At 71.2% G+C, this 25,947-nt stretch carries 25 protein-coding genes and 1 riboswitch; of the genes, 6 read left to right on the top strand and 19 right to left on the bottom strand.

All coding sequences use genetic code 11. The features are described from left to right. Positions 1–195: 195 nt before the first annotated feature. From ACIBI4_RS12475 to ribD, 8 genes are read right to left on the bottom strand one after another with little or no spacing between them, the layout of a single operon-like run. Positions 196–648 (bottom strand): PH domain-containing protein, encoded by a 453-nt coding sequence (locus tag ACIBI4_RS12475; RefSeq protein WP_399203689.1) that lies wholly within the window; start codon positions 646–648, stop codon positions 196–198. Positions 649–651: 3 nt separating this feature from the next. Next, the gene (gene hisG / locus ACIBI4_RS12470) at positions 652–1,500 is read right to left on the bottom strand and encodes an ATP phosphoribosyltransferase (RefSeq protein WP_399203688.1); all 849 of its coding nucleotides are present in this window, start codon (positions 1,498–1,500) and stop codon (positions 652–654) included. A gap of 52 nt (positions 1,501–1,552) precedes the next feature. Further along, entirely contained in the window at positions 1,553–1,825 is a 273-nt protein-coding gene (locus tag ACIBI4_RS12465; RefSeq protein WP_399203687.1) for a phosphoribosyl-ATP diphosphatase, read from the bottom strand. A gap of 34 nt (positions 1,826–1,859) precedes the next feature. Further along, entirely contained in the window at positions 1,860–2,345 is a 486-nt protein-coding gene (ribH, locus tag ACIBI4_RS12460; RefSeq protein ID WP_399203686.1) for a 6,7-dimethyl-8-ribityllumazine synthase, read from the bottom strand. Between the two features lie 48 nt (positions 2,346–2,393). After that, positions 2,394–3,659 carry a bifunctional 3,4-dihydroxy-2-butanone-4-phosphate synthase/GTP cyclohydrolase II gene (locus ACIBI4_RS12455; RefSeq protein ID WP_399203685.1) on the bottom strand — a complete coding sequence of 422 codons (1,266 nt, stop codon included), beginning with the start codon at positions 3,657–3,659 and terminating at the stop codon, positions 2,394–2,396. Continuing rightward, the gene (locus ACIBI4_RS12450) at positions 3,656–4,297 is read right to left on the bottom strand and encodes a nicotinamide riboside transporter PnuC (RefSeq protein WP_399203788.1); all 642 of its coding nucleotides are present in this window, start codon (positions 4,295–4,297) and stop codon (positions 3,656–3,658) included. The genes ACIBI4_RS12455 and ACIBI4_RS12450 overlap by 4 nt, the downstream gene beginning before the upstream one ends. Positions 4,298–4,305: 8 nt before the next feature. Further along, positions 4,306–4,935: a riboflavin synthase gene (locus tag ACIBI4_RS12445; RefSeq protein WP_399203683.1), complete on the bottom strand. Its 630-nt coding sequence runs from the start codon at positions 4,933–4,935 to the stop codon at positions 4,306–4,308. 2 nt (positions 4,936–4,937) lie between these two features. Next, positions 4,938–6,038, bottom strand: a complete 1,101-nt coding sequence (gene ribD / locus ACIBI4_RS12440) for a bifunctional diaminohydroxyphosphoribosylaminopyrimidine deaminase/5-amino-6-(5-phosphoribosylamino)uracil reductase RibD (RefSeq protein ID WP_399203682.1) — start codon at positions 6,036–6,038, stop codon at positions 4,938–4,940. Between the two features lie 134 nt (positions 6,039–6,172). After that, positions 6,173–6,303: riboswitch (FMN riboswitch) on the bottom strand. Between the two features lie 206 nt (positions 6,304–6,509). Here ribD and ACIBI4_RS12435 point away from each other — a divergent pair. Continuing rightward, positions 6,510–7,259 carry an SDR family oxidoreductase gene (locus ACIBI4_RS12435; protein ID WP_399203681.1) on the top strand — a complete coding sequence of 250 codons (750 nt, stop codon included), beginning with the start codon at positions 6,510–6,512 and terminating at the stop codon, positions 7,257–7,259. Between the two features lie 39 nt (positions 7,260–7,298). On the opposite strand, the gene ACIBI4_RS12430 is transcribed toward ACIBI4_RS12435, so the two are convergent. Both ACIBI4_RS12430 and ACIBI4_RS12425 read right to left on the bottom strand, forming a co-directional pair. Next, the gene (locus tag ACIBI4_RS12430; protein ID WP_399203679.1) at positions 7,299–8,471 is read right to left on the bottom strand and encodes an ROK family transcriptional regulator; all 1,173 of its coding nucleotides are present in this window, start codon (positions 8,469–8,471) and stop codon (positions 7,299–7,301) included. Between the two features lie 49 nt (positions 8,472–8,520). Further along, positions 8,521–9,741 carry an MFS transporter gene (locus ACIBI4_RS12425; protein ID WP_399203677.1) on the bottom strand — a complete coding sequence of 407 codons (1,221 nt, stop codon included), beginning with the start codon at positions 9,739–9,741 and terminating at the stop codon, positions 8,521–8,523. Between the two features lie 193 nt (positions 9,742–9,934). Between ACIBI4_RS12425 and ACIBI4_RS12420 the strand changes: the two genes are divergently transcribed. Then, positions 9,935–11,347 (top strand): uracil-xanthine permease family protein, encoded by a 1,413-nt coding sequence (locus ACIBI4_RS12420; protein WP_399203676.1) that lies wholly within the window; start codon positions 9,935–9,937, stop codon positions 11,345–11,347. A gap of 66 nt (positions 11,348–11,413) precedes the next feature. Here the strand turns inward: ACIBI4_RS12420 and ACIBI4_RS12415 are convergent, their stop codons facing one another. Continuing rightward, complete coding sequence (locus ACIBI4_RS12415) at positions 11,414–12,529, bottom strand: glycoside hydrolase family 6 protein (protein ID WP_399203786.1); 1,116 nt, start codon at positions 12,527–12,529, stop codon at positions 11,414–11,416. 195 nt (positions 12,530–12,724) lie between these two features. Here ACIBI4_RS12415 and ACIBI4_RS12410 point away from each other — a divergent pair, with 195 nt between their 5' ends. Next, a complete protein-coding gene (locus ACIBI4_RS12410) occupies positions 12,725–13,417 on the top strand; it encodes a DUF5995 family protein (RefSeq protein WP_399203675.1) in 693 nt (230 codons plus the stop codon). A 2-nt stretch (positions 13,418–13,419) separates the two neighbouring features. On the opposite strand, the gene ACIBI4_RS12405 is transcribed toward ACIBI4_RS12410, so the two are convergent. From ACIBI4_RS12405 to ACIBI4_RS12390, 4 genes are all read right to left on the bottom strand, one after another. Continuing rightward, complete coding sequence (locus tag ACIBI4_RS12405) at positions 13,420–15,132, bottom strand: flavin monoamine oxidase family protein (RefSeq protein ID WP_399203674.1); 1,713 nt, start codon at positions 15,130–15,132, stop codon at positions 13,420–13,422. A 70-nt stretch (positions 15,133–15,202) separates the two neighbouring features. After that, positions 15,203–15,991 carry a carbon-nitrogen hydrolase family protein gene (locus ACIBI4_RS12400; protein WP_399203785.1) on the bottom strand — a complete coding sequence of 263 codons (789 nt, stop codon included), beginning with the start codon at positions 15,989–15,991 and terminating at the stop codon, positions 15,203–15,205. Positions 15,992–16,165: 174 nt separating this feature from the next. Then, positions 16,166–16,618: an Lrp/AsnC family transcriptional regulator gene (locus ACIBI4_RS12395; RefSeq protein WP_399203673.1), complete on the bottom strand. Its 453-nt coding sequence runs from the start codon at positions 16,616–16,618 to the stop codon at positions 16,166–16,168. Between the two features lie 10 nt (positions 16,619–16,628). Further along, a complete protein-coding gene (locus ACIBI4_RS12390) occupies positions 16,629–18,041 on the bottom strand; it encodes an amino acid permease (protein WP_399203784.1) in 1,413 nt (470 codons plus the stop codon). A gap of 340 nt (positions 18,042–18,381) precedes the next feature. Between ACIBI4_RS12390 and ACIBI4_RS12385 the strand changes: the two genes are divergently transcribed. Genes ACIBI4_RS12385 through ACIBI4_RS12375 form a run of 3 tightly spaced genes read left to right on the top strand, consistent with a single transcriptional unit; the run spans position 18,382 to position 21,262 of the window. Continuing rightward, a complete protein-coding gene (locus ACIBI4_RS12385) occupies positions 18,382–19,494 on the top strand; it encodes an LLM class flavin-dependent oxidoreductase (protein ID WP_399203672.1) in 1,113 nt (370 codons plus the stop codon). Continuing rightward, positions 19,491–20,294 carry an SDR family NAD(P)-dependent oxidoreductase gene (locus ACIBI4_RS12380; RefSeq protein WP_399203670.1) on the top strand — a complete coding sequence of 268 codons (804 nt, stop codon included), beginning with the start codon at positions 19,491–19,493 and terminating at the stop codon, positions 20,292–20,294. Before ACIBI4_RS12385 ends, ACIBI4_RS12380 begins: the two co-directional genes overlap by 4 nt. Further along, on the top strand, positions 20,291–21,262 hold the full coding sequence (locus ACIBI4_RS12375; RefSeq protein ID WP_399203669.1) for a GDSL-type esterase/lipase family protein: 972 nt from the start codon (positions 20,291–20,293) through the stop codon (positions 21,260–21,262). Before ACIBI4_RS12380 ends, ACIBI4_RS12375 begins: the two co-directional genes overlap by 4 nt. A 162-nt stretch (positions 21,263–21,424) precedes the next feature. Here ACIBI4_RS12375 and ACIBI4_RS12370 read toward each other — a convergent pair whose 3' ends face one another. The 4 genes from ACIBI4_RS12370 to ACIBI4_RS12355 form a co-directional block, all read right to left on the bottom strand. Then, the gene (locus ACIBI4_RS12370; RefSeq protein ID WP_399203668.1) at positions 21,425–21,931 is read right to left on the bottom strand and encodes a GNAT family N-acetyltransferase; all 507 of its coding nucleotides are present in this window, start codon (positions 21,929–21,931) and stop codon (positions 21,425–21,427) included. Then, on the bottom strand, positions 21,928–22,824 hold the full coding sequence (locus ACIBI4_RS12365; RefSeq protein WP_399203667.1) for an IclR family transcriptional regulator: 897 nt from the start codon (positions 22,822–22,824) through the stop codon (positions 21,928–21,930). The genes ACIBI4_RS12370 and ACIBI4_RS12365 overlap by 4 nt, the downstream gene beginning before the upstream one ends. A 55-nt stretch (positions 22,825–22,879) precedes the next feature. Next, entirely contained in the window at positions 22,880–24,322 is a 1,443-nt protein-coding gene (locus tag ACIBI4_RS12360; protein ID WP_399203665.1) for a GuaB1 family IMP dehydrogenase-related protein, read from the bottom strand. A gap of 353 nt (positions 24,323–24,675) precedes the next feature. Continuing rightward, the gene (locus ACIBI4_RS12355; protein WP_399203664.1) at positions 24,676–25,710 is read right to left on the bottom strand and encodes a hydroxyacid dehydrogenase; all 1,035 of its coding nucleotides are present in this window, start codon (positions 25,708–25,710) and stop codon (positions 24,676–24,678) included. Between the last annotated feature and the right edge of the window lie 237 nt (positions 25,711–25,947).

Genomic DNA, 25,947 nt, shown 5'->3' with positions numbered 1-25,947 from the left:
ATGTCGGGAGGGGGCGGCGCAGGTACTACCGGACGATCCGTCCATCGGCGGAGGGAGTCACTCCTCGGTTCGCAGGGGCCCCCGGCGCGGGGACGGGCGCGCACGGCGCCGCTGCCACCAGATTAATCACGGCAGGGGGTGCTCCGGCAGTGCTCCCCCGCCGGTTGTCGCCCGGCAGGGGAACGGTGCGGGCGTTCAGTTGCCGTCGGTGCCCGTGCCGTGTGCCTCGGCGAGCGCCCGCAGCGTGCCCGCGTCGCGGATGGCCTGCCGCTTGCCGATGCCCGGCTGGATGCCGAGGGCCGGGAGGCTGGTGCCGTCGCTGAGGTTGAGGAACACCCAGGGGTCGCCGGGACGCAGGTTGACCTGGAGGATCTCCGCCCAGGCGAGCCGACGCCGGCTGGTCAGGTTGATCACGGTGACCCCGGAGTCGTCGGCCACGACCTTCGGCCGGGACAGCAGGATCAGACCGCCGAAGAGCAGCGCGGCGGTGAGGATGAACGACATCCGCTCACCGGTGCCGAGCGTGTTCAGCATCAGGGCGATCGCCGTGATCACGGCGAACATCGCGACCCCGATGGTCAGCAGGACGGCACGGGTGCGGGTGGGCCGGAACGTGACCGGCAGCGAGGGGAGTTCGACGTCGGCCATGGTTCAGAGCCGGCAGGCGTGGATGGCCGTGGTGAGGATGGCGCGGGCGCCGAGCGCGTACAGGTCGTCCATGATGCGCTGGGCCTCCTTGGCGAGGACCATCGCACGGACCGCGACCCAGCCCTCGCTGTGCAGCGGCGAGATGGTCGGGCCCTCGAGGCCGGGCGTGAGGGCGACGGCGGCGTCCAGGTGCTCGGCGCGGCAGTCGTAGTCCATCATCACGTAGGTCCGGGCGACGAGCACGCCCTGCAGACGGCGCAGGAACTGCTGGACCTTGGGGTCCTCGCCGTCCGCGCCGGCCCGCCGGATGACCACGGCCTCGGACTTCATGATCGGGTCGCCGAAGACCTCCAGGCCCGCATTGCGCAGCGAGGTGCCGGTCTCGACGACATCGGCGATGGCGTCGGCGACGCCCAGCTCGATGGCGGTCTCGACGGCGCCGTCGAGGTGTACGACGGAGGCGTCGACGCCCTGCTCGGCGAGGTGCTTGCCGACGATGCCCTCGTACGAGGTGGCGATCGTGCGGCCCGCGAGGTCCTCGACGCTCGCCACCGCGCCGGGCTTGGCGGCGAAGCGGAACGTGGAGCGCGCGAAGCCGAGCGGCAGGATCGTCTCGGCGCTCGCGCCGGAGTCGATCAGGAGGTCCTCGCCGGTGATGCCGATGTCGAGCCGGCCCTGCGCGACGTAGATCGCGATGTCCTTGGGTCGGAGGTAGAAGAACTCCACCTCGTTGTCCGGGTCGACGTGGACGAGTTCCTTGGACTCCTTGCGCTGGGAGTAGCCGGCCTCATGGAGCATCGCCGACGCAGGTCCGGACAGTGAACCCTTGTTGGGGACGGCGATGCGCAGCATGAGGTCGGCTTCCTTGCGTAGAAGTTGATACGGAGTGGGGTGGCGGCGTACGTCAGAGATGGGCGTACACGTCGTCGAGCGTGATGCCGCGGGCGACCATCATCACCTGGACGTGGTACAGCAGCTGCGAGATCTCCTCGGCGGCGGCTTCCTTGCCCTCGTACTCGGCGGCCATCCAGACTTCGGCGGCCTCTTCGACGACCTTCTTGCCGATGGCATGCACACCCTTGTCCACCAGCTCGGCGGTACGGGAGGTGGCGGGGTCGCCGTTGGCGGCCTTGTGCTGGAGCTCGGTGAAGAGCTCCTCGAACGTCTTCTTGGACATGATGGCCCTACTCTACGCCGCTCCCCGTCCCGTCCTAACGCCAGGGCTCCGAGACGGTACGCAGCGTGGTCGCGGTGGCGACGGCGGCGATGACCGCTTCGTGGCCCTTGTCCTCGTTGGAGCCCTCGATACCGGCGCGGTCCAGGGCCTGCTCCTCGGTGTCGCAGGTCAGGACGCCGAAGCCGACCGGGACGCCGGTCTCCACGGAGACCTGGGTGAGACCCAGGGTCACGCCCTGGCAGACGTACTCGAAGTGCGGGGTGCCGCCGCGGATGACGACGCCGAGCGCGACGATCGCGTCGTAGCCGCGGCCCGCGAGGACCTTGGCGACGACGGGCAGCTCGAAGCTGCCGGGGACGCGCAGGACGGTCGGCTCGTCGATGCCCAGCTCGTGCAGGGCGCGCAGGGCGCCGTCGACGAGTCCGTCCATGACCTTCTCGTGCCACTGTGCCGCGATCACCGCGACCCGCAGGTCGCCGCAGTTCTTCACGCTGAGTTCGGGTGCGCCCTTGCCGCTCACGTGCTCTTCTCCTCGTGTCGCAAATGTCTGTACGGGTCGGTGGGTCGTCTACTGCGCGTCGAGCCAGGGCAGGTCGTGCCCCATGCGGTCGCGCTTGGTGCGCAGATAGCGCAGGTTGTGCTCGCCGGCGGGCAGGGGCAGGACCTCTCGGCCGCTGATGGCGATGCCGTGCCGGGTGAGTGCGTCGGACTTCTCGGGGTTGTTGGTCATGAGGCGGACGCTGCGCACACCGAGGTCGGTGAGGATCTGCGCGCCGGCCCCGTAGTCGCGGGCGTCGGCGGGCAGGCCCAGTTCCAGGTTGGCGTCCAGGGTGTCGCGGCCGCGCTCCTGGAGCTCGTACGCGCGCAGCTTGGACAGGAGGCCGATGCCGCGGCCCTCGTGGCCGCGCAGATAGACGATGACGCCCCGGCCCGCGGCCTGGACGCGGTCCATGGCGGCCTCCAGCTGGGGGCCGCAGTCGCAGCGCAGGGAGTGGAAGACATCGCCGGTGAGGCACTCGGAGTGCATACGGACCAGGACGTCCTCGCCGTCGCCGATCTCGCCGTGCACCAGCGCGACATGCTCGACGCCGTCCACGGTGGAGCGGTAGCCGTACGCGGTGAACTCGCCGTGCTGCGTGGGCAGCTGGACCTCGGCCTCGCGCCGGACGGTCGGCTCGGAGCTCTTGCGGTACGCGATGAGGTCCTCGATCGAGATGATCGTGAGGCCGTGCTTGCGCGCGAACGGGACCAGCTCGGGCAGGCGCAGCATCGCGCCGTCCTCGCCGGCGATCTCGACGATCGCACCGGCCGGGCGCAGGCCCGCGAGGCGGGCCAGGTCGACGGCGGCCTCGGTGTGGCCGTTGCGCACGAGCACGCCGCCTTCGCGGGCGCGCAGCGGGAAGATGTGGCCGGGGCGCACGAAGTCGGAAGCCTCGGTGGTGCCGCTCGCCAGGAGGCGCAGGGTCGTGGCGCGGTCCCAGGCGGAGATGCCGGTGGTGACGCCGTGGGCACCGGAGGCGTCGACGGAGACGGTGAAGGCGGTCTTCATCGACTCGGTGTTGTCGGCGACCATCTGCGGCAGCTGCAGCCGGTCCAGCTCGTCGCCCTCCATGGGAGCGCAGATGAGGCCGCGGCACTCGCTCATCATGAACGCGATGATCTCGGGCGTGGCCTTCTCGGCGGCGATGACGAGGTCGCCCTCGTTCTCGCGGTCCTCGTCGTCCACGACGACGACCGGGCGTCCTGCGGCGATGTCGGCGATGGCCTGCTCGACCGGGTCGAGGCTCAGGTCCTCGGCGTCACCGGGGATGTAGCTGACGGGCGCTGTGCTCATGCCGGGGCTCCTTCCAGGGCCGGGGCGGTGGCGCGCGAGCGCAGCCACCAGTCGCGCATGCCCCACAGGACGAGCGCGCCGTAGATGACGTAGACGAATCCGGAGAAGGCGTAACCGTTGGCGAAGTTCAGCGGGACGCCCACGAGGTCGACGAGCAGCCAGGCGAACCAGAACTCGACCATGCCGCGGGCCTGGGCGTACATCGCGACGATGGTGCCGACGAAGATGTACGCGTCGGGCCACGGGTCCCAGGACAGGTGCGGGAAGGCCTTGAAGAGCAGCGCGACGGCGACGGTGCCCGCAGCCGCGGCCGCGACCATGAGGCCGCGCTCCTTCCAGGTCGCGAAGCGGACGGCTATGGAGCCGTCCTGCGCGTTCTTGCGGCCGCGGGTCCAGGCGAGCCAGCCCATCGCGGCGACGACCATCACCACGACCTGCTTGCCGGCGCTGCCGGACAGATGGCCGACGGCGAACGCGGCGAAGAGGATCAGGCCCGAGACGAACTGGGCGGGCCAGGTCCAGATCGAGCGCTTCCAGCCGAGTGCGAGCGCGGCCAGACCGATGATGTTGCCGATCATGTCGGACCACTTGATGTGCTGGTCGAAGGCCGTGAAGGCCTCCGCGTTCAGCCAGTTCAGCATGGAGCTCACTTGGATTCCCCCGAGGTGTTCCGGTCCGCGGCGGCGGTACGGTCGCCGAGCAGACGCTCGACGTACTTGGCGATGACGTCCACTTCGAGGTTCACCGGGTCGCCGGCCTGCTTGAGGCCGAGCGTGGTGAGGGCGAGGGTCGTCGGGATGAGGCTGATCGTGAAGTAGTCGTCGGCGGCCTCGACCACGGTGAGGCTGACGCCGTCGACGGTGATGGAGCCCTTCTCGACCACGTAGCGCGAGAGTTCGGCCGGGAGCGAGACCTTGACGATCTCCCAGTTCTCGGACGGCGTACGGTCCAGGATCGTGCCGGTTCCGTCGACGTGGCCCTGCACGATGTGGCCGCCGAGCCGGGCGCCGACGGCGGTCGGGCGCTCCAGGTTCACGCGGGAGCCCTCGGCGAGCGCGCCCAGGCTGGAGCGCTTGAGGGTCTCCTCCATCACGTCGGCGGTGAACCAGTCGTCACCGAATTCGACGACGGTCAGGCACACCCCGTTGACGGCGATGGAGTCGCCGTGACCTGCGCCTTCGGTGACGACTTTGCCGCGCACGCGGAACCGGCACGAGTCGCCGAGCTGCTCGACGGCGGTGATCTCACCCAGTTCTTCGACGATTCCGGTGAACATGCTCAGGACTCCTTCGGGCGCGGCGTGGCGGTGATGCGGAGGTCGGGGCCGATGCGCACGGTCTCGGTCACGTCGAGGCGCAACGCGTCGGTGATGGTGGTGATTCCTGCGTCGGCGAGCGCGGCGGGGCCGGCGCCGAGCAGGACGGGGGCGAGGTAGCCGATGACGCGGTCGACGGCGCCGGCGGCCACGAAGGCACCGGCGAGCGTCGGTCCGCCTTCGAGGAGGACGGAGCGGACGCCTCGGGTGTGGAGCGCTGCCAGCAGCGCCGGGATGTCCAACCCGCTTGCGCCGCGCGGCAGTCGTACGACGCCGGCCAGGTCGGTGGTGGCGTCCTCGGCGACGGCGATCAGCGTCGGGGCCGTGTCGTCGAGGATCCGGGCGCCGGGCTTCACGGCGGCTGCCTCGGTGTCGACGGCGACCCGCAGCGGCTGTACGGCGCCTTCGATGCCGCGGACGGCGAGGTGCGGGTCGTCGGCGCGCATCGTGCCGGAGCCGACCACGACCGCGTCGCACTCGGCGCGCAGCCGGTGCACGTCGGCGCGGGACTCCGCCGAGGAGATCCAGCGGCTGCTGCCGTCGGCGGCGGCGATCCGGCCGTCGAGGGTGGCGGCGTACTTCCAAGTGACGTACGGGCGTCCGGTGTTGACGGAGGTGAGCCAGGCGATGTTCCCGGCGCGTGCCTCGTCCTCGAGCAGTCCGTGCTCGACGTCGATTCCGGCCGTACGAAGGGTGGCAGCGCCACCCGTCGCGGTGGGGTCGGGGTCGCTCACCGCGTAGACGACGCGGGCGATCCCGGCCTCGATCAGGGCCTGGGCGCAGGGGCCGGTGCGGCCCGTGTGGTTGCAGGGTTCGAGGGTGACCAGGGCGGTGCCGCCGCGGGCCTTGTCCCCTGCGGCGCGCAGGGCGTGCACCTCGGCGTGCGGGCCGCCGGCCCGCTCGTGGAAGCCCTCGCCGACGACCGTGCCGTGGGCGTCGAGGACGACGCAGCCGACGACGGGGTTGGGGCTGGTGGAGCCGAGTCCGCGCGCGGCGAGCGCGACGGCGCGACGCATCGCGTCTGCTTCGGCTGCGGTGGGGGCCACCGGGTCCTCCTGCCTCATAGGGCACGGACTCCGGGGCCTGTCGATGACGACAGAGTTCACGGGCGAGGACACTTCGGGGACGCCGGATGACGGTGGTCCTGTGACGACAGGGCCCACCTTCGGCGGCGTACACGAATACACGTGCCTGCCCGCCGCGCACTGCCTCCCATCCGGACTTTCACCGTCGGTCCAGGAATTTCACCTGGTCAACCGGTCACTGGAGGTGACCGGGTCGCGGACTGTAACCGCCGGTTCGGAATTACACCGACCCCGGAGTGCGCTGCTGCTGGTACACGGCCAGTGTGCCACGCCTGATCGACGGCCATACGGGCGAACGGCTGTGGGCTGGCTCACAAGGGGTTTGCGTTTGTCCCGCGGCTGCCCGGGCCAAAATGTGACGCCTCTGCGAGGCTGGGAACTCGGCCCCCGTACCGGAATTCCACCCGAATTCCATTCCAAGGGGGCACGACGAGCCCCGAGGAGGGCGCGATGAGCACGATCCTCGTGACCGGAGCGACCGGCACGCTCGGCACTCCGCTCACGCAGCTGCTGCGGGACGCCGGACACGACGTACGGGCGATGAGCCGGCGCTCCGACTGGTGGGCGGCCGATCTGCAGACCGGAGCGGGCCTGGGCCAGGCTCTGTCCGGGGCGGAGGTGGTGGTGCACTGTGCGACGGCGCAGAAGACGGGCGCCGATGTGACGGCGGCCCGGAATCTGATCGCCGCCGCGAAGAAGGCGCAGGTCAGGCATCTTGTCTATATCTCGATCGTCGGCGTGGACGTCGTACCGCTCGGCTACTACCAGGCGAAGTACGAGGTCGAGCGGCTGATCGAGGAGTCGGGGCTCGGCTGGACGACATTGCGGGCCACGCAGTTCCACGACCTCGTGGTGAAGGTGCTCTCGGCGCTGGCGAAGCCGCCGGTGCTTGTGATCCCGAAGGACGCGCGCACCCAGCCGATCGCCGTCGAGGAGGTGGCCGCGCGGCTCGCGGAGCTGGCGCAGGGCGATCCGCTGGGGCGGGTCGACGACATGGGCGGGCCCGAGGTCCTGACGCTGCGGGAGCTGGCCGAGAAGTATCTGGCCGCGGTCGGCAAGCAGCGGCGGATCATCGAGATTCCGCTGGCCGGCAAGACGTATCAGGGCTTCGTCCAGGGTGGGCATCTGGCACCCGAACGGGCCGTGGGCAAGGGGACGTTCGACGAGTATCTGACGCTGCATGTGGCGAAGGGCGGGTAGCCCGCCCTCTTCGGCCGGGGTGCGCCGAAGCCAGGTGATTCAGCGCTCCGACGGGAACAGCGCGTCCTGAGCCGCCTCCTGCGCTGCGAGCAGTGCGCCGCGCAGGACCGCGCCGCCGCCGAGCTCGCCCGCGCGGACCTTTGTTCGCAGCGGCGAGAGCGCTGCCACGCGTTCCTCGACGCGGCGGGCGAGGTCCGGGCCGCCCGCGCAGCCGATCTCGCCGCCGAGGACCACACAGCCGGGGTCGAGTACGGCGGCGGTGGCGGCGGCCGCGAGGGCGAGCCGGTCGGCGAGTGCGTCGAGGAAGGCGTCCGCACCCTCGGCCACGGCGTCCGCCACGACCGCCGCGCCGGCCGGACCCGCGGCGTCGTCGGGGGCGGACAGGCCGTGCTGCGCGCCGAGTTCGACGAGCGCGGCCGAGCAGGCCAGCGAGTGGAAGCCGCCGCCGCAGTCCACCGCGGACGGCAGGCCCACCGTGCCCGGCACCGGCAGGAAGCCCAGCTCGCCCGCGCCGCCGGAGACGCCGCGCCGCAGCCGTCCGTCGAGGACGACGGCGGCGCCGACTCCGTGGCTGAGCCAGATCAGCACGAACGTGTCGTGGTCACGGGCACCGCCCGCGTGCTGTTCGGCGACCGCGGCGAGGTTTGTCTCGTTCTCGACGAGCACCGTCGCGGGAAGTTCCCGCTGCAGGGCCGCCACCAGGCTCCGGTGCCAGGCGGGCAGACCGCTGCTGTCGCGGAGTTCGCCGCTGGCCGGGTCGATCAGGCCGGGCGCGCCGATCCCGACACTGTGCAACTCCCCCGCCCCGGCGTCCTTCGCCGTCTTGTCGAGCAGGGCGACGGCCCGCTCGACGGCGATCCGGGTGCCGTCGCTCTCGTCGATGGGCAGCGAGGCCTCGGCCCGTACGACGCCGAGGAGATCGGCGACGACCACCGAGACCCCGGCCATCCGCACGTCGAGGGCCGCCAGGAACGCGCGGTCGGCGACGATCCCGTACACCTTCGCGTTGGGTCCCCGCCGCTGCGCGCCCGCCTCCCCGACCACGCCGATCAGACCGGAGCCCTGCAGCCGCTCGACGAGGTCGGCGACCGTCGGCCGGGACAGACCCGTGAGCTCCTTGAGCTGCGCGGCCGTCAGCGGACCCTGCTGCTGCAGAAGCCGCAGCGCGAGCCGGTCGTTGATCGCGCGGGCGGTACGGGGAGAGGCGGCCATGGCGGGGATCCTTCCAGATCGCTGAGCGGGTCCGGCGTGGGTGCTCGGGTCAGGCGAGCGGCCCCGGTGCGGCCTTGGCCTCGGCGACCGCGCCGCGGGCCGTCACCTGGTCGCGGCCCGCGGTGCGCAGCACCCCGGCGAACAGGATCAGACCGACGGCGAGCACCGTGACCAGGCTGAACGAGACCATCAGCGAGGTGGCGTCGGCGACCGCGCCGATCGCCGAGGGGGCGATCAGACCCGAGGTGTACGTGATGGTGGCGACGCCCGCGATGGCCTGGCTGGGGTTGGGGCCGCTGCGTCCCGCGGCGGCGAAGGCGAGCGGGACGACGACCGCTATGCCGAGGCCCATGAGTCCGAAGCCGGTCATGGCGACGGCCGGATGGTCGGCGAGGACCACCAACAGGCCGCCCGCGGTGGCGAGTACACCGCCGGAGCGCACGGTGCGCACGGGCCCGAAGCGGTCCACGACCTTGTCGCCGGCGATCCGGGCGACGGCCATCGTCAGGGCGAAGGCGGTGGTGCAGGCGGCGGCGAGGCCGGCGGAGGTCTCCAGCTCGTCCTTGAGGTAGACCGCGGACCAGTCGAGGCTGGCGCCCTCGGCGAACACCGCGCAGAAGCCCACCGCGCCGATGAGCAGCGCGGACTTGGGCGGCAGCGCGAACCGCGGCGGCGGGTCCTCCTCCGGGGCGCTCTGTACGTCGAGCACGGACTGCACGGCGAACAGTCCGACGGCGGTCAGGACGCCCGCGGCGAGCAGATGGTGGATCCGGGCGTCGGCGCCGAGGTGCGCGGCCAAGGTGCCGCCCGCCGAGCCGATCAGGGCGCCGGCGCTCCACATGCCGTGCAGACCGGACATGATCGAGCGGTCGAGCCGGTTCTCGACCTCGAGTCCGTTCGCGTTCATCACGACGTCGGACATGCCGGAGGTCGCCCCGTACACGAAGAGCGCCGCGCCGAGCGTCATGAGGTTGGGGGCGAGCGACGGCAGGATCAGCGACAGCGTCCACATCGCGAGCAGGACCCGCAGCGCGGGGCGCGAGCCGAAGCGGTGGCTGATGGCCGCGGCGAGCGGCATCGCGACCGAGGCGCCGAGCGCCGGGAACGCGAGGGCGAGGCCGAGCTGTCCGGCGCTGACGTCCGCGTGCTCCTGGATCCAGGGGATCCGGGTGGCGAAGGAGCCGGTGACGGCGCCGTGCACACAGAACACGGCCGCGACGGCGAACCGCGCCCGCTTCAACTCCCGTTTCCCCGTGGCCACTTCACTCATGGGTCCCCTCCCGAAATCCGCGCCCTGCCTGTCGGGGCGTAAAACTATCAGGAACGTTGCCTGATAAATAGAGGGCTTTCGGCGGCCGGATCAAGGACCCTCCGCCTCGAGCACGCCGCGCGCCCGGCCCTACCATTGCGGCGATCATGACGGGGAGCAGACCCCGCAGGCCGGAGAGAAAGCGATCCCCACCATGAACCTCGGCGTCCGCTGGAGCGTGCACGGCGACGGGAAGACCCCGGCGCCCGGCGCGGTGGTCCGCCCCGACGAGCGGCTCTCCTGGCCGCGCACCTTCGGCTTGGGTGCGCAGCACGTCGTCGCGATGTTCGGCGCCTCGTTCGTCGCTCCGGTCCTGATGGGCCTGGACCCCAACCTCGCGATCATGATGTCGGGTGTCGCGACGGTCATCTTCCTGCTCGCCACGCGGGGCAAGGTGCCCAGCTACCTGGGCTGTTCGCTCTCGTTCGTGGGCGTTGCGGCCGTCATCCGGGCGCAGGGCGGTGACAGCGCGACGGTGACCGGTGCGGTGCTCGTGGTGGGCGCCGTGCTGTTCCTGGTCGGCCTCGCCGTGCAGCGCTTCGGCGCGCGGATCATCCACGCCGCGATGCCGCCGGTGGTGACCGGCGCGGTCGTCATGCTGATCGGCTTCAACCTGGCGCCGGTGACCGCCTCCACGTACTGGCCGCAGGATCAGTGGGTCGCCCTGCTGACCATGCTGTTCACCGGTTTGGCCGTCGTGTGCCTGCGCGGTTTCTGGGCCCGTGTCGCGATCTTCCTGGGGCTCGTCTTCGGCTACGGCATCTCCTGGCTCTTCGACAACGTCTTCGGGAAGATCAACTCGGTGGTCGGGGGCGGCGAGGCCACCGACCACTGGCGGCTCGACCTGTCGGCGGTCGGCAAGGCGGACTGGATCGGGCTGCCCGACTTCCACGGGCCGTCCTTCGAGTGGTCGGCGATCCTCGTCGCGCTGCCGGTCGTCATCGCGCTGATCGCCGAGAACGCCGGGCATGTGAAGGCCGTCGGCGAGATGACCGGCGACGACCTCGACGACAAGCTCGGCACGGCGATCTCCGCGGACGGCGCCGCGTCGATGCTCTCCACCGCGGTCGGCGGCCCGCCGAACACCACGTACGCCGAGAACATCGGGGTCATGGCGGCCACCCGCGTCTACTCGACGGCCGCCTACTGGGCCGCCGCCTTCTTCGCCCTGCTCTTCGGCCTCTGCCCCAAGGTCGGCGCGATCGTCGCGGCCATCCCGGGCGGCGTGCTCGGCGGCATCACCGTGATCCTCTACGGCATGATCGGTCTGCTCGGCGCGCAGATCTGGATCAACGCCCGGGTGGATCTGCGCAATCCGCTGAACCTGGTGCCGGCCGCGGCGGGCATCATCATCGGCACCGGCGGGGTCAGCCTGAAGTTCACCGACAACTTCGAGCTCAACGGCATCGCGCTCGGCACGCTCGTCGTCATCACCGGCTACCACGTCCTGCGGGCCTTCGCCCCGGCCCATATGAAGGAGAGCCGCGAGCCGCTGCTCGACGAGGGCACCTCGCGCTACGGCGACGAGAGCGGCGAGCCGGCCGACCGGCCGCGCAAGCAGCTCTGACCGGCGGACGGGCGGCTCACCTCAGCCGCCCGTCACCGCTCCGGTCAGCCACCGCTCAGCCGCCGCTCAGCCACCGGTCACCAGGTCGTACGCGTAACTCGGCGTGAACGTGCCGGGCTTGCCCTTGCAGCCGTCGGACTCGCCCGGCAGCTTGATCCAGAGGTACGCGTCGATCCTGGACTGCCCCGTCGAGAGCGTCGGCGGGCGGCCGAGCTTGCGGCCCGCCGGATCGCACCACTCGCCGTCGGCCGGCGGCCCGTTGCCGTTGCGGCTGGTGTCGATGACCGCGCCGAGCCCGGACGAGCCGCCCATCGCGCTCAGGACGGACTGCGCGAACGTGACCTCGTCCTCGGTGCGGTGGAAGTTGGACACGTTGGTGAAGATGCCGTCCGACGAGGCGGAGGACGCGGCGCCCGCCTGGCGGAGCGCGCCGGCCTGCTTGGCCGCGGAGTTCCAGCCCGAGTGACCGCCGTCGTAGTAGACCCGCGCGTTGGGGTTGGCGGCCTTGAGCGTCCGGCCCGCGCGGGCGAGCGAAGCGAAGCGGGCGGCGCGCTGGTCCGCGCTGAGGCAGTCGAACTGGGCCAGCGAGTCGGGTTCGAGGATCACGATCACCTCGGACGAGCCGAGCCCCGCCGCGAACTTCTCCACCCACGCGTCGTACGCCCCGAGATCGGGCGCACCGCCCTGCGAGTGCCCGCCGCAGTCGCGGTCCGGGATCGCGTACGCCACCACCGTGGGCACCTGGCCGCGGGCCGAGCCGCCCGCGGTCACAGCCCGCACCCGCGAGGTGATCGTGTCGGGGCTGTAGTCGGCGAACCAGACGGCGGCCGGACGGTCGGCTATCTGCGCCTCTATCTGCGGGCGGCGCGGGTCCGAGCGGTTGGCCCGCACCCAGTCGAGCACCTGCGAGTCACCGTGCAGATAGAGCCGGTTGGACGAGGCCGACTTCGGCTTCCTCGCCGGCGCCTTCGAACTGGGCTTCTTCGAGGGCGACTTGGATGCCTTCGGTGATTTCGAGGCGCTCGCCGACGGCGAGGGCGTGGGGACGGCCGGCAGCGGCTCCAGCTTGGGCGCCCGGGTCTCCTGAGGCTTCGACTCGTCCGACGCTCCCCCGCCGTCCGCGGCCGCGAGCACCCCGCTGACCGTGCCGATCACCACGACCACCGAGGCCCCTGCGGCCATCACGTTCCGCAGTTTTGCCTTTCTGCGCTCGGCGCGTTCGGCCCGCCGCTGTGCGCGTACGCCCTGCACGTCGCTGATCCCCCCATACGTTCCTGCGCCTGTTCCGAGGCCCTCCCGCGCACCCCGTTCCCCCGATCCGGCGAAGCTCGCGGCCCGTCGGGCCCGACAGCAGCCTATGACTGGGACGCTGCGTGCATGGCGCAGACCGGTCAGATCACAGCAGACACCACCCACGTCACCGCCGTGGCCGCGCGGATGCGCGCCTGGGACGCGCGGTGGCCGCAGACGGACGGGGTCGCGGTCTTCAACCGGGTCTATCTGAGGGTCACCGAGGAAATCGGGCGCGAGATCGGCGCGGGCGGCTTTCCCGACGTCATCGCCGCGCAGACGCTCGGCGCCCGGTTCGCCGAGCGCTATCTGGACGTCGTGGAGCTGGTCGCGGAGGGTGGCCGTCCGCCCGCGTGCTGGCGGCCGCTGTTCCAGTACCGGGGGCATCGTGACGTACGACCGCTGCAGTTCGCGCTCGCGGGCATCAATGCGCACATCGGACACGATCTTGCACTGGCCGTCGTGGACACCTGTCGTAGTCTCGACTGCGCTCCACGGTCCATCGAGGACGAGTTCGACCGCGTCGGCGAGATCCTCGGGACGCTGGAGGAACGCATCCGCGAAGAGCTGATGCCGGGCCCCGATCTGCTGCAGGTGGCCGACCCGCTCACGCATCTGCTCGGCACCTGGAGCCTGGAACGCGCACGGGACGCGGCGTGGTCGGCGGCGCGGGTCCTGTGGAGTCTGCGGGAACTGCCGGATCTCGCCGAGGAGTTCACGGAGCGGATGGACGCGGGGGTCGGCCTGGTGGGGCGGTGCCTGCTGACTCCCTGGCGGTGAGGTCAGTCCTCCGGCAGTTCCACCGGTGCGATCTCGTCGAAGAGGTCGCCCGGGCCGGGGTTGGTCGCGTCGGTGGCGCCGCCGAACTGGTGCATGACGCCCCACACCGCGTTCAGCGCGGTCTGTACGGCGCCCTCGGCCCAGCCCGCCGTCCAGGAGATGTCGTCGCCCGCGAGGAACAGACCGCGCTGGTCGGCGGGCAGCCTGTCCTGCATGAAGTGCGTGAACAGGCGCCGCTGGTAGCGGTAGTGGCCCGGCAGGTTGGCCTTGAACGCGCCCATGAAGTAGGGCTCGTTCTCCCAGGAGACGGTGACGGGGTTGCCGATGATGTGGCTGCGGATGTCGACGTTCGGGTAGATCTCGCCGAGCGACTTCAGCATGACCTCCATCCGCTCGTTCGCGGAGAGCGGCAGCCACTTCAGGCTGTCGTCGCACCAGGTGTACGAGAGGCAGATGACGGCGGGCTTGTCCGGGCCGTCGTCGAGCAGGTAAGTGCCGCGCGTCATACGGTCGGTGAGGGTCATCGACATGACGTCGCGGCCGGTCGGGTTTCCCCTGTCGTCGACGGCCTTGTCGAGCCAGAACGGGCGGTCGACCGGCACGAAGAGCTTGCTGGACTCCATGTAGTGCGTGCGCTCGATCGCCGTCCAGTGGTCGATCGGGAAGAGCCGGTCGTCGCAGGCGATCTTGGAGAGCAGCATCCAGGACTGCGCGGTGAAGACGGCCGCCTTGTACGTGCGGATGTCGCCGGTCGCGTCCGTGACGGTGATCCGGTTGCCCGCGGTCCGGGCCAGCCGGGTCACGGCCGGACGCGGTTCGCCCGCCTCGTGCAGGGAGCTCAGCGAGGTCCCGTACGCCCAGTGGACGATCTTCTCCGGGGTGCGCTCCCACAGGCGCAGCGGCAGCTGCTGGCTGCCGCCGACGATGCCGCGGTGGTGGTCGTCGGCCTCGGTGTAGACGACGCGCAGGATCTCCAGGATGGAGTTGGGGAAGTCGGTGTCCCAGCCGCCGGTGCCGAAGCCGACCTGGCCGAAGATCTCGCGGTGGCGGAAGGACTTGAAGGCCTCGGAGTCGCAGAGGAAGCCGTAGAACGTCTGGTTGTCGAGCTTCTCGACCAGCTGCGACCAGATCGCCCGGATCGTCGGGATGTCGCGCTCGCGCAGCGCGCGGTTCATGGCGGAGAAGTCGGCGCCCTCCTCGAGACAGGCGTTCCAGGCGTTCATCACGTCGCGGTAGACCTGCGGCAGGTCGTCCACGGACGTGGCGTAGTGCGACTCGCCCTTGAGGTCCACGACCGTCGAAGGGGTGGACTCGGCCAGGGGGTTGGGGAACGGCTTGGTCTCCAGGCCCACCAGGTCGATGTAGTGCTGCAGCGCCGTGGAGGACGGCGGGAAGCGCATCGCGCCCATTTCCGCGGTGAGTTCGGGGTCGCAGCCGTCGAAGCCGACGGTGCGCAGGCGGCCGCCGATCTTGTCGGCCTCGTAGACGACGGGCTTGAGGCCCATCTTCATCAGTTCGTACGCGGCGATGATCCCGGAGAGCCCGCCGCCGATGACCGCGACCTCCTGGCCGTGCTCGGTCGCGGGTATCTGGCCGAGGCCCGCGGGGTGCGCGAGGAAGTCGTCGTACGCGTAGGGGAAGTCCGGCCCGAACATCGTGATCGGCGGCTGGTTCGCCGGGGTGTGCTGGACGGCCGTGGGCACAGTGGACGTCATGGGGTACGGACTCCTTGCGGGAACAGGTGCTGCGAGGGGGGCGGAGGCGGGTCGCGGGATCGCGGAAGGGTCAGATCAGGGAGCCGTAGAGGCCCGGGCGCCGGTCGCGCAGATACGGGTTGCCGGCTCGTGACGCGGCCAGGAACTCCGGGTCGGCGTCGGCGAACAGCAGCTCGGCGCCGCGGCCGCCGCGGGTGCGGGCGATGCCGTCGGGACCGGCGAGCGTGGACAGGCCCACGAACTCGAACTCGCCTTCCGCACCGGCCCGGTTCACGTACGCCACGTACATCTGGTTCTCGAAGGCGCGCACGGGCACCAGGGATTCGGCGACGAACTGGAAGGGGTGCATCTGGGCGGTCGGGACCAGGAGGAGGTCGGTGCCGGCGAGGGCGTGCGCCCGGACGTTCTCGGGGAACTCGACGTCGTAGCAGATCATGATGCCGACGCGCAGCCCCGCGATCACGGCCTGGACGACGGGCTGCTCGCCCGCGGTGAAGTGCCGCTGCTCGAACTCGCCGAAGAGGTGGGTCTTGCGGTAGTCGGCGAGGGCGCTGCCGTCCGCGCCGATCAGCTGCGCGGCGTTGTACACGGTGTCGCCGTCGCGCTCGGGGTAGCCGTGCACGATCGCGAGCCCGTGCCGGGCCGCGGTCTTGGCGACGGCCTGCGCGTAGGAGCCGTCGGCGGGCTCGGCCAGTCGGGCGACGTCGTCGCCGATCGCGTACCCCGTCACGAACATCTCCGGACAGACAAGCAGCCCCGCGCCGACGGCGGCGGCGCGCTCGGCGGTCTCCTCGAGGAGCGCCAGATTGGCCTGCACATCACCCGGTCGTCCGGAGTTCTGAAGCAGGGCGATACGCAGCGGGGGCATGGGCGGACCTCGGTCGTACGGGATGCCGGCAGGGGAACGCATTGACGGTACGTTCGCGCGGACCCCTGCGACAAGACGCGACCATTGCGTCTGGGTGCGCGATCTGTTGCGCAGATCGGCGCCGGAACGGCGATTCGTTGTCCTGCGTGCGCCCGGCCGGGACCCTCAGGCGGGTGCTCCCGACGAATACCGCCGCAGCAGCGGCGAAAGCACCAGCACCGACTTCGTCCGCTCCACGAACGGCTCGCCGGCCACCTTCTCCAGGACCTGCTCGAAATGCCGCATGTCCGAGGCGAAGATCTGCACGACCGCGTCCGCCTCCCCCGTCACCGTCGAGGCTGCCACGATCTCCGGATACCGCTCGAGCCCGGCCCTGATCGCGTCCGGCGAGGTGTTGCTGCGGCAGTAGATCTCGACGAACCCTTCGGTCTGCCAGCCCAGCGCGCCCGGATCGACCCGCACCGTGAACCCGGTGATCGCCCCGCTGGCCCGCAGCCGGTCCACGCGCCGTTTCACCGCGGGCGCGGAGAGGCCGACCAGCTGGCCGATGTCGGCGAAGGAGCGCCGGGCGTCCTCGGCGAGGGCGTGGACGATACGTTCATCGAGCTCGTTCAGCACGGCGGGCGGGTCACTCCTCGGTCGCAGGGGCGTCGGCCGCCTCCACGGCCAGACGCGAGCGGCGCCGGCCGTACGCGAAGTAGATCGCGAGCCCGAGCGCCATCCACAGGCCGAACACCGTCCAGGTGACGGCCCGCAGGGACACCATCATCCACACACACAGACCGAAGCCGACGAGCGGGAACACCGGGGCGAACGGCACCCGGAAGGAGCGGCGCAGGTTCGGCCGCGTCCGGCGCAGCACGATGACGGAGATGTTGACGAGCGCGAAGGCGAAGAGGGTGCCGATGCTGGTGGCGTCGGCCAGCTCGCCCAGCGGCACGATCGCGGCGAGCACGCCGCAGAAGAGCGAGACCCAGATGGTGTTGATCCGGGGCACCCCGGTCCGCGTGTGGATCTTCGCGAAGGAGCGCGGCATCAGCCCGTCGCGGGACATCGCGAAGAGGATGCGGGTCTGGCCGTAGAGCACGGCGAGCACCACGGACGCGATGGAGATGACTGCTCCGGCCGCCAGGACAGTGCCCCAGAAGGTCTGGCCGGTGACCTCGTTCATGATCGCGGCGAGGGTGGCCTCGGTGTCGGTGAAGTTCTCCCAGGGGCGCGCGCCGACGGCCACGAAGGCGACGAGCACGTACAGGGCGGTGACGATGCCGAGCGAGAGGAGGATCGCGCGGGGCAGGTCGCGCTGCGGGTTCTTGGCTTCCTCACCGGCCGTCGAGGCGGCGTCGAAGCCGATGTACGAGAAGAAGAGCGTGGCGGCCGCGCCGCTGACCCCGGCCATGCCGAGCGGCATGAAGTCCTCGTAGTTGCCGGACTGGAAGCCGGTCAGGCCCACGGCGCAGAAGAGCAGCAGCGCGGCGATCTTCACGCCGACCATGACCGCGTTGACCCGCGCGGACTCCTTGGAGCCGCCGAGCAGCACGACTCCGGCGAGCAGGACGAGGATCAGGGACGGCAGGTTGATCACCCCGCCGTCGCCGGGCGGCGACGCGAAGGTGTCGGGGATGGTGAAGCCGAAGGTGCCGTTCAGGAACTCGTTGAGGTACTCGCCCCAGCCGACGGCCACGGCCGCGATCGAGACGCCGTACTCGAGGATCAGACACCAGCCGCAGATCCAGGCGATGATCTCGCCGAGCGTTGCGTACGCATAGGAGTACGAGGATCCCGCGACCGGGATGGTGCCCGCGAGCTCCGCGTACGAGAGGGCCGAGAAGAGCGCCGTGAGACCGGCGATCACGAAGGAGAGCGTGACGGCGGGTCCGGCCTTGGGCACGGCCTCGCCGAGCACGACGAAGATGCCGGTGCCGAGCGTGGCGCCGATGCTGATCATCGTCAGCTGCCACATGCCCATGGTGCGTCGCAGGCCACCGCCCTCGCCCTGCCCGCCCTCGGCGACAAGCCGCTCGACCGGCTTGCGGCGCATCAGGCTGCCGAGCAGCGACTGCTCGGTTCGGGTCGACGTCGCGTCGGACACCTTGGGCTCCTCGGTGGGTTCTCTCGGGGGACCGCTCGGGGGTGAGCGGGCGCTGGCGCGCCGCAAAACCATACGGTCACTCGTATTCACTTGCGTAACGCAGCGAACCGCCGTCCGGAGACTGCGATTCCGCTGTTTCCGTCCGGGATACGGCAGTTCGTTGCGTCCCGCCACTCGGGAAGCCGCCCCGTCGTGACCATTGACACATCGCGAGGGCTCGCTCATCCTCCTCGCCGCCCGAGGACCGGATCTTTCGGTATTTCGAAAACCGCTCGCCGTGGAGGACCGGATGGACCTGGACGTCCTGTACGAGATCGATGTGCCCAAGCCCTGGAACAAGCCGCACCCGTACGGCCAGCGCGAGGCCGAGCAGCGCGCCTACCGCGAGGCCGTCGAGCAGATCAGGCTCGCCGACCGGGTCGGGTTCCGCACCGTCTGGGCCGTCGAGCACCATTTCCGCGAGGGCCGCTCGCACTGCCCCGCCCCCGAGGTGCTGCTCGGTCATCTGGCCGCGCTGACCGAACGCATCCGGCTCGGCTTCGGGGTGACCCTGACGCCGTTCGGCTTCACCCCGCCGCAACGGATCGCCGAGAAGGTCGCGGCCGTCGACATCCTCTCCGGCGGCCGCGTCGAGTGGGGCACCGGGCGCTCGACGCCGATGGAGCAGACGGCCTTCGGGGTGGACCGGGAGCTGTCGCGGGACGACTGGCGCGAGGCGATCGGGATCGTCACGGGGATGTGGCGCGAGGAGTACTTCTCGTACGAGTCCCCTCGGTTCTCCTTCCCGCGCCGGATGGTGACCCCGAAGCCCGTACAGGATCCGCATCCGCCGGCCTGGATGGCGGCGACGTCGGCGGGCTCGGCGGAGGTGGCGGGGGCGGCCGGGATGGGGCTCCTGTCGTTCTCGATCATGCAGCCCCTGGAGAAGATGGCCCAGCAGGTCGCGGCGTACCGCGAGGCCGCCCGCGCACCGTCCCCGCTCACGGACGTCACGACGAACCGGGTCAGCGCGTACACCCTCGTCCACGTCGCCGACAAGCCGTCGCAGCGGGTCTGGGACTCGGTGGCCTGGTGGTACGGCAATCTCGCGCAGTTCACGCTCGACTGGGAGCTGCCCCACCTCTCCCCCGAGGAGCGCGACCGGACCTTCCCGTTCCTGAAGCCGATCCTCGAAGGGCACGTCCCCGTCCAGGAGTTCAACGACGGCGACATGATCCTGATCGGTGACGCGGAGACCGTCATCCGCAAGGCCAAGCACTACGCGGACCTCGGTATCGACCAGCTGATCTGCTACGTCCAGTGGGGCTATCTGGAGCACCAGGAGATCCTCAGGACCATCGAGATCCTGGGCAAGGAAGTCATCCCTGAGCTGGCGGCGTACCGGCCGCGGAGGCCCGTATGAGCCTCGACGACTCCCCTGTTCCCGATTACCCGGGCCTCTCCCGCCTGGACGGCCGCGGCTTCGTGCTGCTCGGCGCGGGCAACGGCATCGGACGGCAGACCGCGCACGCGCTCACCGCATCGGGCGCGCGCGTGGTCTGCGTGGACGTCGACAAGGAGCGCGCGGAGGCGGTGGCCGCCGAGACGGGATCGGCCGCGTACGTCGCGGATGTGACGCGGCGGGACGCCGTACGCGAGCTCTTCGCCTCGTCGGTACGGGAGTTGGGCGCCGTGCACGGTGTCGTCGACATCGTGGGCATGGCCCGTTACAAGGCGCTCGCCGACCTCGGCGACGAGGAGTGGGAGTGGCACTTCGACATCGTGCTGCGCCACGCCCGGCTCGCCATGGAGTACGGGGCCGAGGCGGTGGCGGCGGCGGGCGGTGGTCCGCTGGTGTTCGTGGCCTCGGTGTCCGGTCTGACCGGGGCACCCCTGCACGCGGCGTACGGGGCGGCGAAAGCGGGACTCGTCTCGCTGGTGCGCTCGGCGGCGGTCGAGTACGGGCCGCGGGGTGTACGGGTCAACGCGGTGGCGCCGGGTGTGGTGTGGACGCCGCGCGTCGCGGCGCTGCTGGGCGAGGACGGGCGGGCGCTCAACGCGGCGAACGCGCCGCTCGGCCGCGTCGCCGAGACCTCCGACATCGCCTCCGCCCTCCTGTTCCTGGCGTCCCCGCTCTCCTCGTACGTCACCGGGCAGACGCTGGTCGTGGACGGCGGCGTGGGCGTGAAGTTCCCGTATCCGACGATCGGGGGTGCGAAGTGAACGAACTGCTGCGCGGGGTGAGCTGGCTCTCGCCGGAGGGTGCCGTGCTGCGCGCCGACCCCGCCGACCGGGTCCGGTTGCCACTCGACACCTGGGAGCGGGCGACGGTACCGGCCGGGGTGCGCCTCGAGTTCGTGGCCGAGGGCGTGGCGGCGCTGGACGTGACGTACTCCGCCACGCCGCCGCTGCCCGCGGACGCGTACCGGAAGTGCGAGCCGGTGTTCACGCTGCTGTGTGGCGAGCAGGTGGTGGCGGAGGCCGCGGCTTCGGCGGGGGACGGCCAGGTGGTGCGCCTTGAGCCCGGGACGGACGGCGAATTCACGCTCCACCTGCCCGAGGTGCTGCGCCCGGTCGTGCACGAGGTCCGCCCCGCGGGCGGCACGCTGCGTCCCGCCCCGGCCCGCCCCCGCTGGCTCGTCTACGGCGACTCGATCAGCGAAGGCTGGACCACCTCACGACCACACCGCGCGTGGCCGTCGCGCGTGGGGCGGAAGCTCGGCCTGGACACCGTGAACCTCGGCTACGCGGGTGCGGCGCGCGGCGAACTGGCGTCGGCGCAGCAGCTCGCCTCGCTGCCGGCGGACCTGATCACCCTGGCCTTCGGCACCAACTGCTGGAGCCGTACGCCGAGTTCGGGCGAGCTGCTGTACGAGACGACGCGCGCGTTCCTCGGCATCGTGCGCGCGGCGCACCCGGACGTCCCGGTCCTTGTCGTCTCCCCGGTCGTACGCCCCGACGCCGAGCACGTCCCCAACGCGCTCGACGCGTCCCTCGCACGGCTGCGCGGGGCGCAGGAGCGGGCGGTGAGCGACCTGGCGGACAAGGGGGTGCGGCTGCTGTCCGGTGAGCGGCTGATCGAGGCGCGGCACCTGGTCGACGGGGTCCATCCCGGGGACGAGGGGCACGGGATGATCGCGGAGGCGGTGACGGAGGTTCTGCGGGACGTCCTGGCCGGGCAGGACCGGTGAGGGAGTCCCGGCGAGGGAATCCCGGTGAGGAGTCCCGGTGAGGAGTCCCGGTGAGGAGTCCCGGTGAGGGGATCCGACCGGCCGAGATCCTGGCACATAGCCCGGCTCCATCACGAGGCAGCCGACGCCAACTCCTTCACCAGGAACCCGCAGCCAGCTCCTTCACCAGGAACCCGCTGCCAGCTCCTTCACCAGGAACGTGCAGGAATCTGCGCACTCCACCCGCAGACCGCCCCGGTCCACATAGGCCCAGCGGTCCACGTACGGCACCACCGGCCGGTATCCAAGGCGCTCGTACAGCGCCGCCGCCCGCGGGTTGCTCTCGTCGACACCGAGACCGATCGCGGGCAGGCGGCGCTCGCGGGCCAGCTCCTCGGCGGCGGCGATCAGTGCGCTGCCGATGCCCTGCGACCTCAACTCACCGGCCACGGCCAGGCCGTTGATCTCGGGGCAGCCCGCCACGGCCGCCCGTACCTCCGGCGCCGCGCAGCCGTTCCAGCGCACCTCGGCGTGCCCCACAGGCCGTCCGTCACGCCAGGCGAGCAGATACGTGGACTCGCCCGCCTCCTGGCGCGCGAAGCGGGCGGCGTGATGCGAGTCGGCACTGGCGGACGGCAGGTGCTCGTCGAGGAGTACGAGGTCCTCGGAGCGGCAGGGCGTGATCTTCATCCGGCCGACAGTACCGGTGGCCTGCCGCCGATCTCCTTCCCCAACACACCCGCCACATCCGTGAGTTGCCCCGCGAGCCGGGTCAGTCCCACGCCGTCGAGCTCCGGCAGCCCGGTCGCCGTCAGCGCGAGGGCGACCGCCCCGTGCTGGTCGAAGACGGGCACGGAGAGCGTCGCGAGGCGGTAGCGCTCCCGGTCCGCGACGGCGAGCAGCTCGTAATCATCACCGAGCGACGCCACCAACGAGGCCACCCGCGCCCGCAGTTCCGCGTCACGCGGCGCGTCCGCGAGCCGGGCCAGTGCCTCGCCCAGGGCCCGGCGGCCCGGGGTGTCGAGGTTCGCGGACCAGCCCCGTTCCCGTACGACCGCCATCGCGGTGTCGAGATGGGGCGGCAGCGGCGCGCCGACGGACGTCCGGTCGAGCCAGCGCCGTACCTCGCCCGAACCGTTGCCCGACCAGGCGAGGAACACCTGCCCCAGCGGCGGGAGCAGCGGCAGCCGCTGACCGGCCCACACCTCGGGCGTCCGCCCTCGGCCCTCGACGACGGCGAGGATGACGATGCTGTCGCCCGCGACCGCGCTCACCACGTACTCGGCACCCGACGCGGCGGCCAGGGCCCGCAGTTCGCCGCGCGCCCGGTCGACGACGCGGTGCCGGGTGAGCGCAGCGTGGCCCACCGCGACGAGCGACATCCCGAGCCCGTACGTCTTGCGCTGCGGATGGCGCGCGAGATACCCGGCGTCGGTGAGCGCCTGGAGCACCGAGAGCAGCGACGGCGCGTTGATGCCGAGCGCGCCGCTCAACTCGCTGAGCGTGTACGACTGTTCGGGATGCGCCGCGAAGTAGTCGAGCACGGCGAGTGCGCGGCCTGCGGCGAGGGCTGGACGTACCACGGCCCTGATCGTACGGAGACGATCAGGGCCGTGAACAGGGCTTCAACCCGAGCGATCAGCTCCAGGAGGCGTGCAGCGGCTTGCCCTCGGCGTAACCGGCCGCCGACTGGATGCCGACCACGGCCTTCTCCTCGAACTCCGCGAGGGAGCCGGCCCCGGCGTAGGTGCAGGAGGAGCGGACACCGGCGATGATCGAGTCGATCAGGTCCTCGACGCCCGGACGCTGCGGGTCGAGGTACATCCGCGAGGTGGAGATGCCCTCCTCGAACAGCGCCTTGCGGGCGCGGTCGTAGGCGGACTCCTCGGACGTGCGGTTCTTGACGGCCCGCGCGGAGGCCATGCCGAAGGACTCCTTGTAGAGCTTGCCGTGCGCGTCCTCGTGGAGGTCGCCCGGGGACTCGTACGTACCGGCGAACCAGGAGCCGATCATGACGTTGGACGCACCGGCGGCGAGCGCCATGGCGACGTCACGCGGGTGACGGACACCGCCGTCGGCCCACACGTGCTTGCCGTACTTCTTCGCCTCGGCGGCGCACTCCAGGACGGCGGAGAACTGGGGGCGGCCCACGCCGGTCATCATGCGGGTCGTGCACATGGCGCCGGGACCGACACCGACCTTGATGATGTCCGCGCCGGCGTCGATGAGGTCCTTGACGCCCTCGGCGGCGACGATGTTGCCCGCGACGATCGGGACCTGCGGGTCGAGCGCCCGCACCTTCCTGATCGCCTCGATCATCGACTCCTGGTGGCCGTGGGCCGTGTCGATGACCAGGGTGTCGGCGCCGGCGTCGAGCAGCTGCTTGGCCTTGCCCGCCACGTCGCCGTTGATGCCGACGGCGGCGGCGATCCGCAGCCCGCCCTTGGCGTCCACGGCCGGCGTGTAGAGGGTCGCGCGCAGGGCGCCCTTGCGGGTGAGGATGCCGGCGAGCTTGCCGTCGGCGTCCACGGCCGGGGCGTAGCGGCGGTTGGCGTTGTCCAGCTTGTTGAAGGCCTCGCGCGGGTCGATGTCCGCGTCGAGAAGGAGCAGGTCCTTGGACATGACCTCGGACAGCTGCGTGAAGCGGTCCACGCCGGAGAGGTCCTGGTCGGTGACGACACCGACCGGACGGTTGTCGCCGTCGACGACGACGCCCGCGTTGTGCGCGCGCTTGGTGAGCAGCGCGAGGGCGTCGGCGACGGTCTGGGTCGGGGCCAGCACGATCGGGGTGTCGAGCACGTGGTGGCGCGTCTTGACCCACGAGATGACGTCCGTGACGACCTCGATCGGGATGTCCTGGGGGATGACCACGAGGCCGCCGCGGCGGGCGATGGTCTCGGCCATACGGCGTCCGGCGATCGCGGTCATGTTGGCGACGACCAGCGGAATCGTGGTGCCCGTACCGTCCGGGGACGAGAGGTCCACACCCTGACGGGAGCCGACGGCGGAGCGGCTCGGCACCATGAACACATCGTCGTACGTGAGGTCGTACGGCGGCTTGATGTCATTGAGAAAACGCATGCTAACTCTCTCACCTGCAGGTTTACGTCAGGGCGGGTGGGGAGTCAGCGCAGAACCGGCACTGGATCAGGCTGCGGCTCCTAGGCCATCATCGCCGATGCCACCCCCTCATGGCCAACCGGCGCCGAGGACGCTGTACTATCCGCCGGTTTCCCGGCCGCAATGTCTGTAGGTTCCACCAAGCGCCCGGCTCGCGGCCACCGCAAGCGAAACGGCGACCAGGCGTTAGCGGCGCGGCGACCGCGCCCGGCAGTGTGGTGCCACCAGAAGCCTGCCGCCTGAGGGCCGGTCCGGGAGACGGGGAGCACACGGCCATGACGCGCACCATCACACACGCCGCCGGCGCCGGCGCCTCAGGCGAGCGAGTCGGCGCGGGCCGGGTCGAGAGCGTGGTGCAGTGGCTCGGAGCGGGTGAAGCGGCGGAGCTCGTCGAGCACGAGCCGGCCGAGGCGGTGGCGTTCGGTGCCCACGGCACCGGCGATGTGCGGGGTCAGTACGACGTTGGGCAGCGTGAACAGGGGCGAGTCGGCGACGGGCGGCTCGGGGTCCGTCACATCGAGCACGGCGGTGAGATCGGGCCGGTTCCGCAGGACGTCGACGGCGGCCGGTTCGTCGATCAGCGCGCCCCGCGCGGTGTTGATCAGTGTCGCGCCCGGCCTGAGCGAGTTCACCAGGTGCGCGCCGACGACGCCCCGGGTCCGGGGCAGCAGGGGCGCGTGGAGGCTGACCACCTGACTGGTGGCGAAGAGTTCGTCGAGGTCGACGAGCTGTACGCCCGCCTTCCGGGCGGCACTCGGCGAGGCGACCGGGTCGGTGGCGACGACCTCGACGTCGAAGCGGGAGAGGTGTCCGGCCACCAGCCTGCCGATGTGGCCGAGCCCCCACAGGCCGACCCGGGTCCGGTAGGCACCCGCGACCTCGGGGTGGCCGGGGAAGCCGCGGCCGGCCGCCGCCTCGCGGGCGATGCGGTGGGTCTGCTTCAGTCCCAGCAGAACCTGGGCGAGCGTGAACTCCGATACCGGGACGGCGTTGGCCGCGGCGGCCGAGACGATCGGGATGCCGCGGCCCCAGAAGGCGGGCGTGGTGATGTGCCGGACGGAGCCCGCCGCCACGAACACCGCACGCAGCCGCGGCGCCCGCGCGAGCAGGCCGGCCTCCAGAACGGGCGCGCCCCAGCCGGTCAGCAGGAAGTCGACGTCCCTCAACTGGCCGGGTGCGTCGGCGAGTTCCTGCCGGGTGCAGGGCGGGGCCGACCAGGTGACCAGGTCACCGATCGCGGCGAGCACCTCGGGTGGATAGACGTCCGCCCGGCGTTCTTCCTCCATGACCAGCAAGGCAGTCGGTGCGTCGGCCCGCGGGGCGGTGGGTGCGTCGGCCGGAGCGTCCATGGCGGCTGTCTCCTTTGGCAGGCCGAAGCCGGTCGGGGTGTGTCTCGTTCATGTCGTCGAACGCATCGACCCGCCGACCATACATCGGATCTCTACGGCGCCTCTACGGGAGAGGTCCGAGGAATCCGCGCGTCTGTCCAGCACGTCGGAGCGCAGGCCCCGAACCCTGTGTTTCGCTCCGAATCCTTCAAGAATCAAGGGAGATGAAGGCCATCGAGGTGCTCCGCCCCTGCGATG

It is taken from the genome of Streptomyces sp. NPDC050418 (assembly GCF_044458745.1).
GTDB lineage: Bacteria > Actinomycetota > Actinomycetes > Streptomycetales > Streptomycetaceae > Streptomyces.
This window is presented reverse-complemented; position numbering and strand designations above follow the sequence as displayed.

Bases quoted from the DNA above. Each gene is read 5' to 3' on its own strand.
- ACIBI4_RS12475 (WP_399203689.1), bottom strand. From the start codon at position 648: ATGGCCGACGTCGAACTCCCCTCGCTGCCGGTCACGTTCCGGCCCACC.
- hisG (WP_399203688.1), bottom strand. From the start codon at position 1,500: ATGCTGCGCATCGCCGTCCCCAACAAGGGTTCACTGTCCGGACCTGCG.
- ACIBI4_RS12465 (WP_399203687.1), bottom strand. From the start codon at position 1,825: ATGTCCAAGAAGACGTTCGAGGAGCTCTTCACCGAGCTCCAGCACAAG.
- ACIBI4_RS12455 (WP_399203685.1), bottom strand. From the start codon at position 3,659: ATGAGCACAGCGCCCGTCAGCTACATCCCCGGTGACGCCGAGGACCTG.
- ACIBI4_RS12445 (WP_399203683.1), bottom strand. From the start codon at position 4,935: ATGTTCACCGGAATCGTCGAAGAACTGGGTGAGATCACCGCCGTCGAG.
- ribD (WP_399203682.1), bottom strand. From the start codon at position 6,038: ATGAGGCAGGAGGACCCGGTGGCCCCCACCGCAGCCGAAGCAGACGCG.
- ACIBI4_RS12435 (WP_399203681.1), top strand. From the start codon at position 6,510: ATGAGCACGATCCTCGTGACCGGAGCGACCGGCACGCTCGGCACTCCG.
- ACIBI4_RS12430 (WP_399203679.1), bottom strand. From the start codon at position 8,471: ATGGCCGCCTCTCCCCGTACCGCCCGCGCGATCAACGACCGGCTCGCG.
- ACIBI4_RS12425 (WP_399203677.1), bottom strand. From the start codon at position 9,741: ATGAGTGAAGTGGCCACGGGGAAACGGGAGTTGAAGCGGGCGCGGTTC.
- ACIBI4_RS12420 (WP_399203676.1), top strand. From the start codon at position 9,935: ATGAACCTCGGCGTCCGCTGGAGCGTGCACGGCGACGGGAAGACCCCG.
- ACIBI4_RS12415 (WP_399203786.1), bottom strand. From the start codon at position 12,529: ATGGCCGCAGGGGCCTCGGTGGTCGTGGTGATCGGCACGGTCAGCGGG.
- ACIBI4_RS12410 (WP_399203675.1), top strand. From the start codon at position 12,725: ATGGCGCAGACCGGTCAGATCACAGCAGACACCACCCACGTCACCGCC.
- ACIBI4_RS12405 (WP_399203674.1), bottom strand. From the start codon at position 15,132: ATGACGTCCACTGTGCCCACGGCCGTCCAGCACACCCCGGCGAACCAG.
- ACIBI4_RS12390 (WP_399203784.1), bottom strand. From the start codon at position 18,041: ATGCGCCGCAAGCCGGTCGAGCGGCTTGTCGCCGAGGGCGGGCAGGGC.
- ACIBI4_RS12385 (WP_399203672.1), top strand. From the start codon at position 18,382: ATGGACCTGGACGTCCTGTACGAGATCGATGTGCCCAAGCCCTGGAAC.
- ACIBI4_RS12380 (WP_399203670.1), top strand. From the start codon at position 19,491: ATGAGCCTCGACGACTCCCCTGTTCCCGATTACCCGGGCCTCTCCCGC.
- ACIBI4_RS12370 (WP_399203668.1), bottom strand. From the start codon at position 21,931: ATGAAGATCACGCCCTGCCGCTCCGAGGACCTCGTACTCCTCGACGAG.
- ACIBI4_RS12360 (WP_399203665.1), bottom strand. From the start codon at position 24,322: ATGCGTTTTCTCAATGACATCAAGCCGCCGTACGACCTCACGTACGAC.
- ACIBI4_RS12355 (WP_399203664.1), bottom strand. From the start codon at position 25,710: ATGGACGCTCCGGCCGACGCACCCACCGCCCCGCGGGCCGACGCACCG.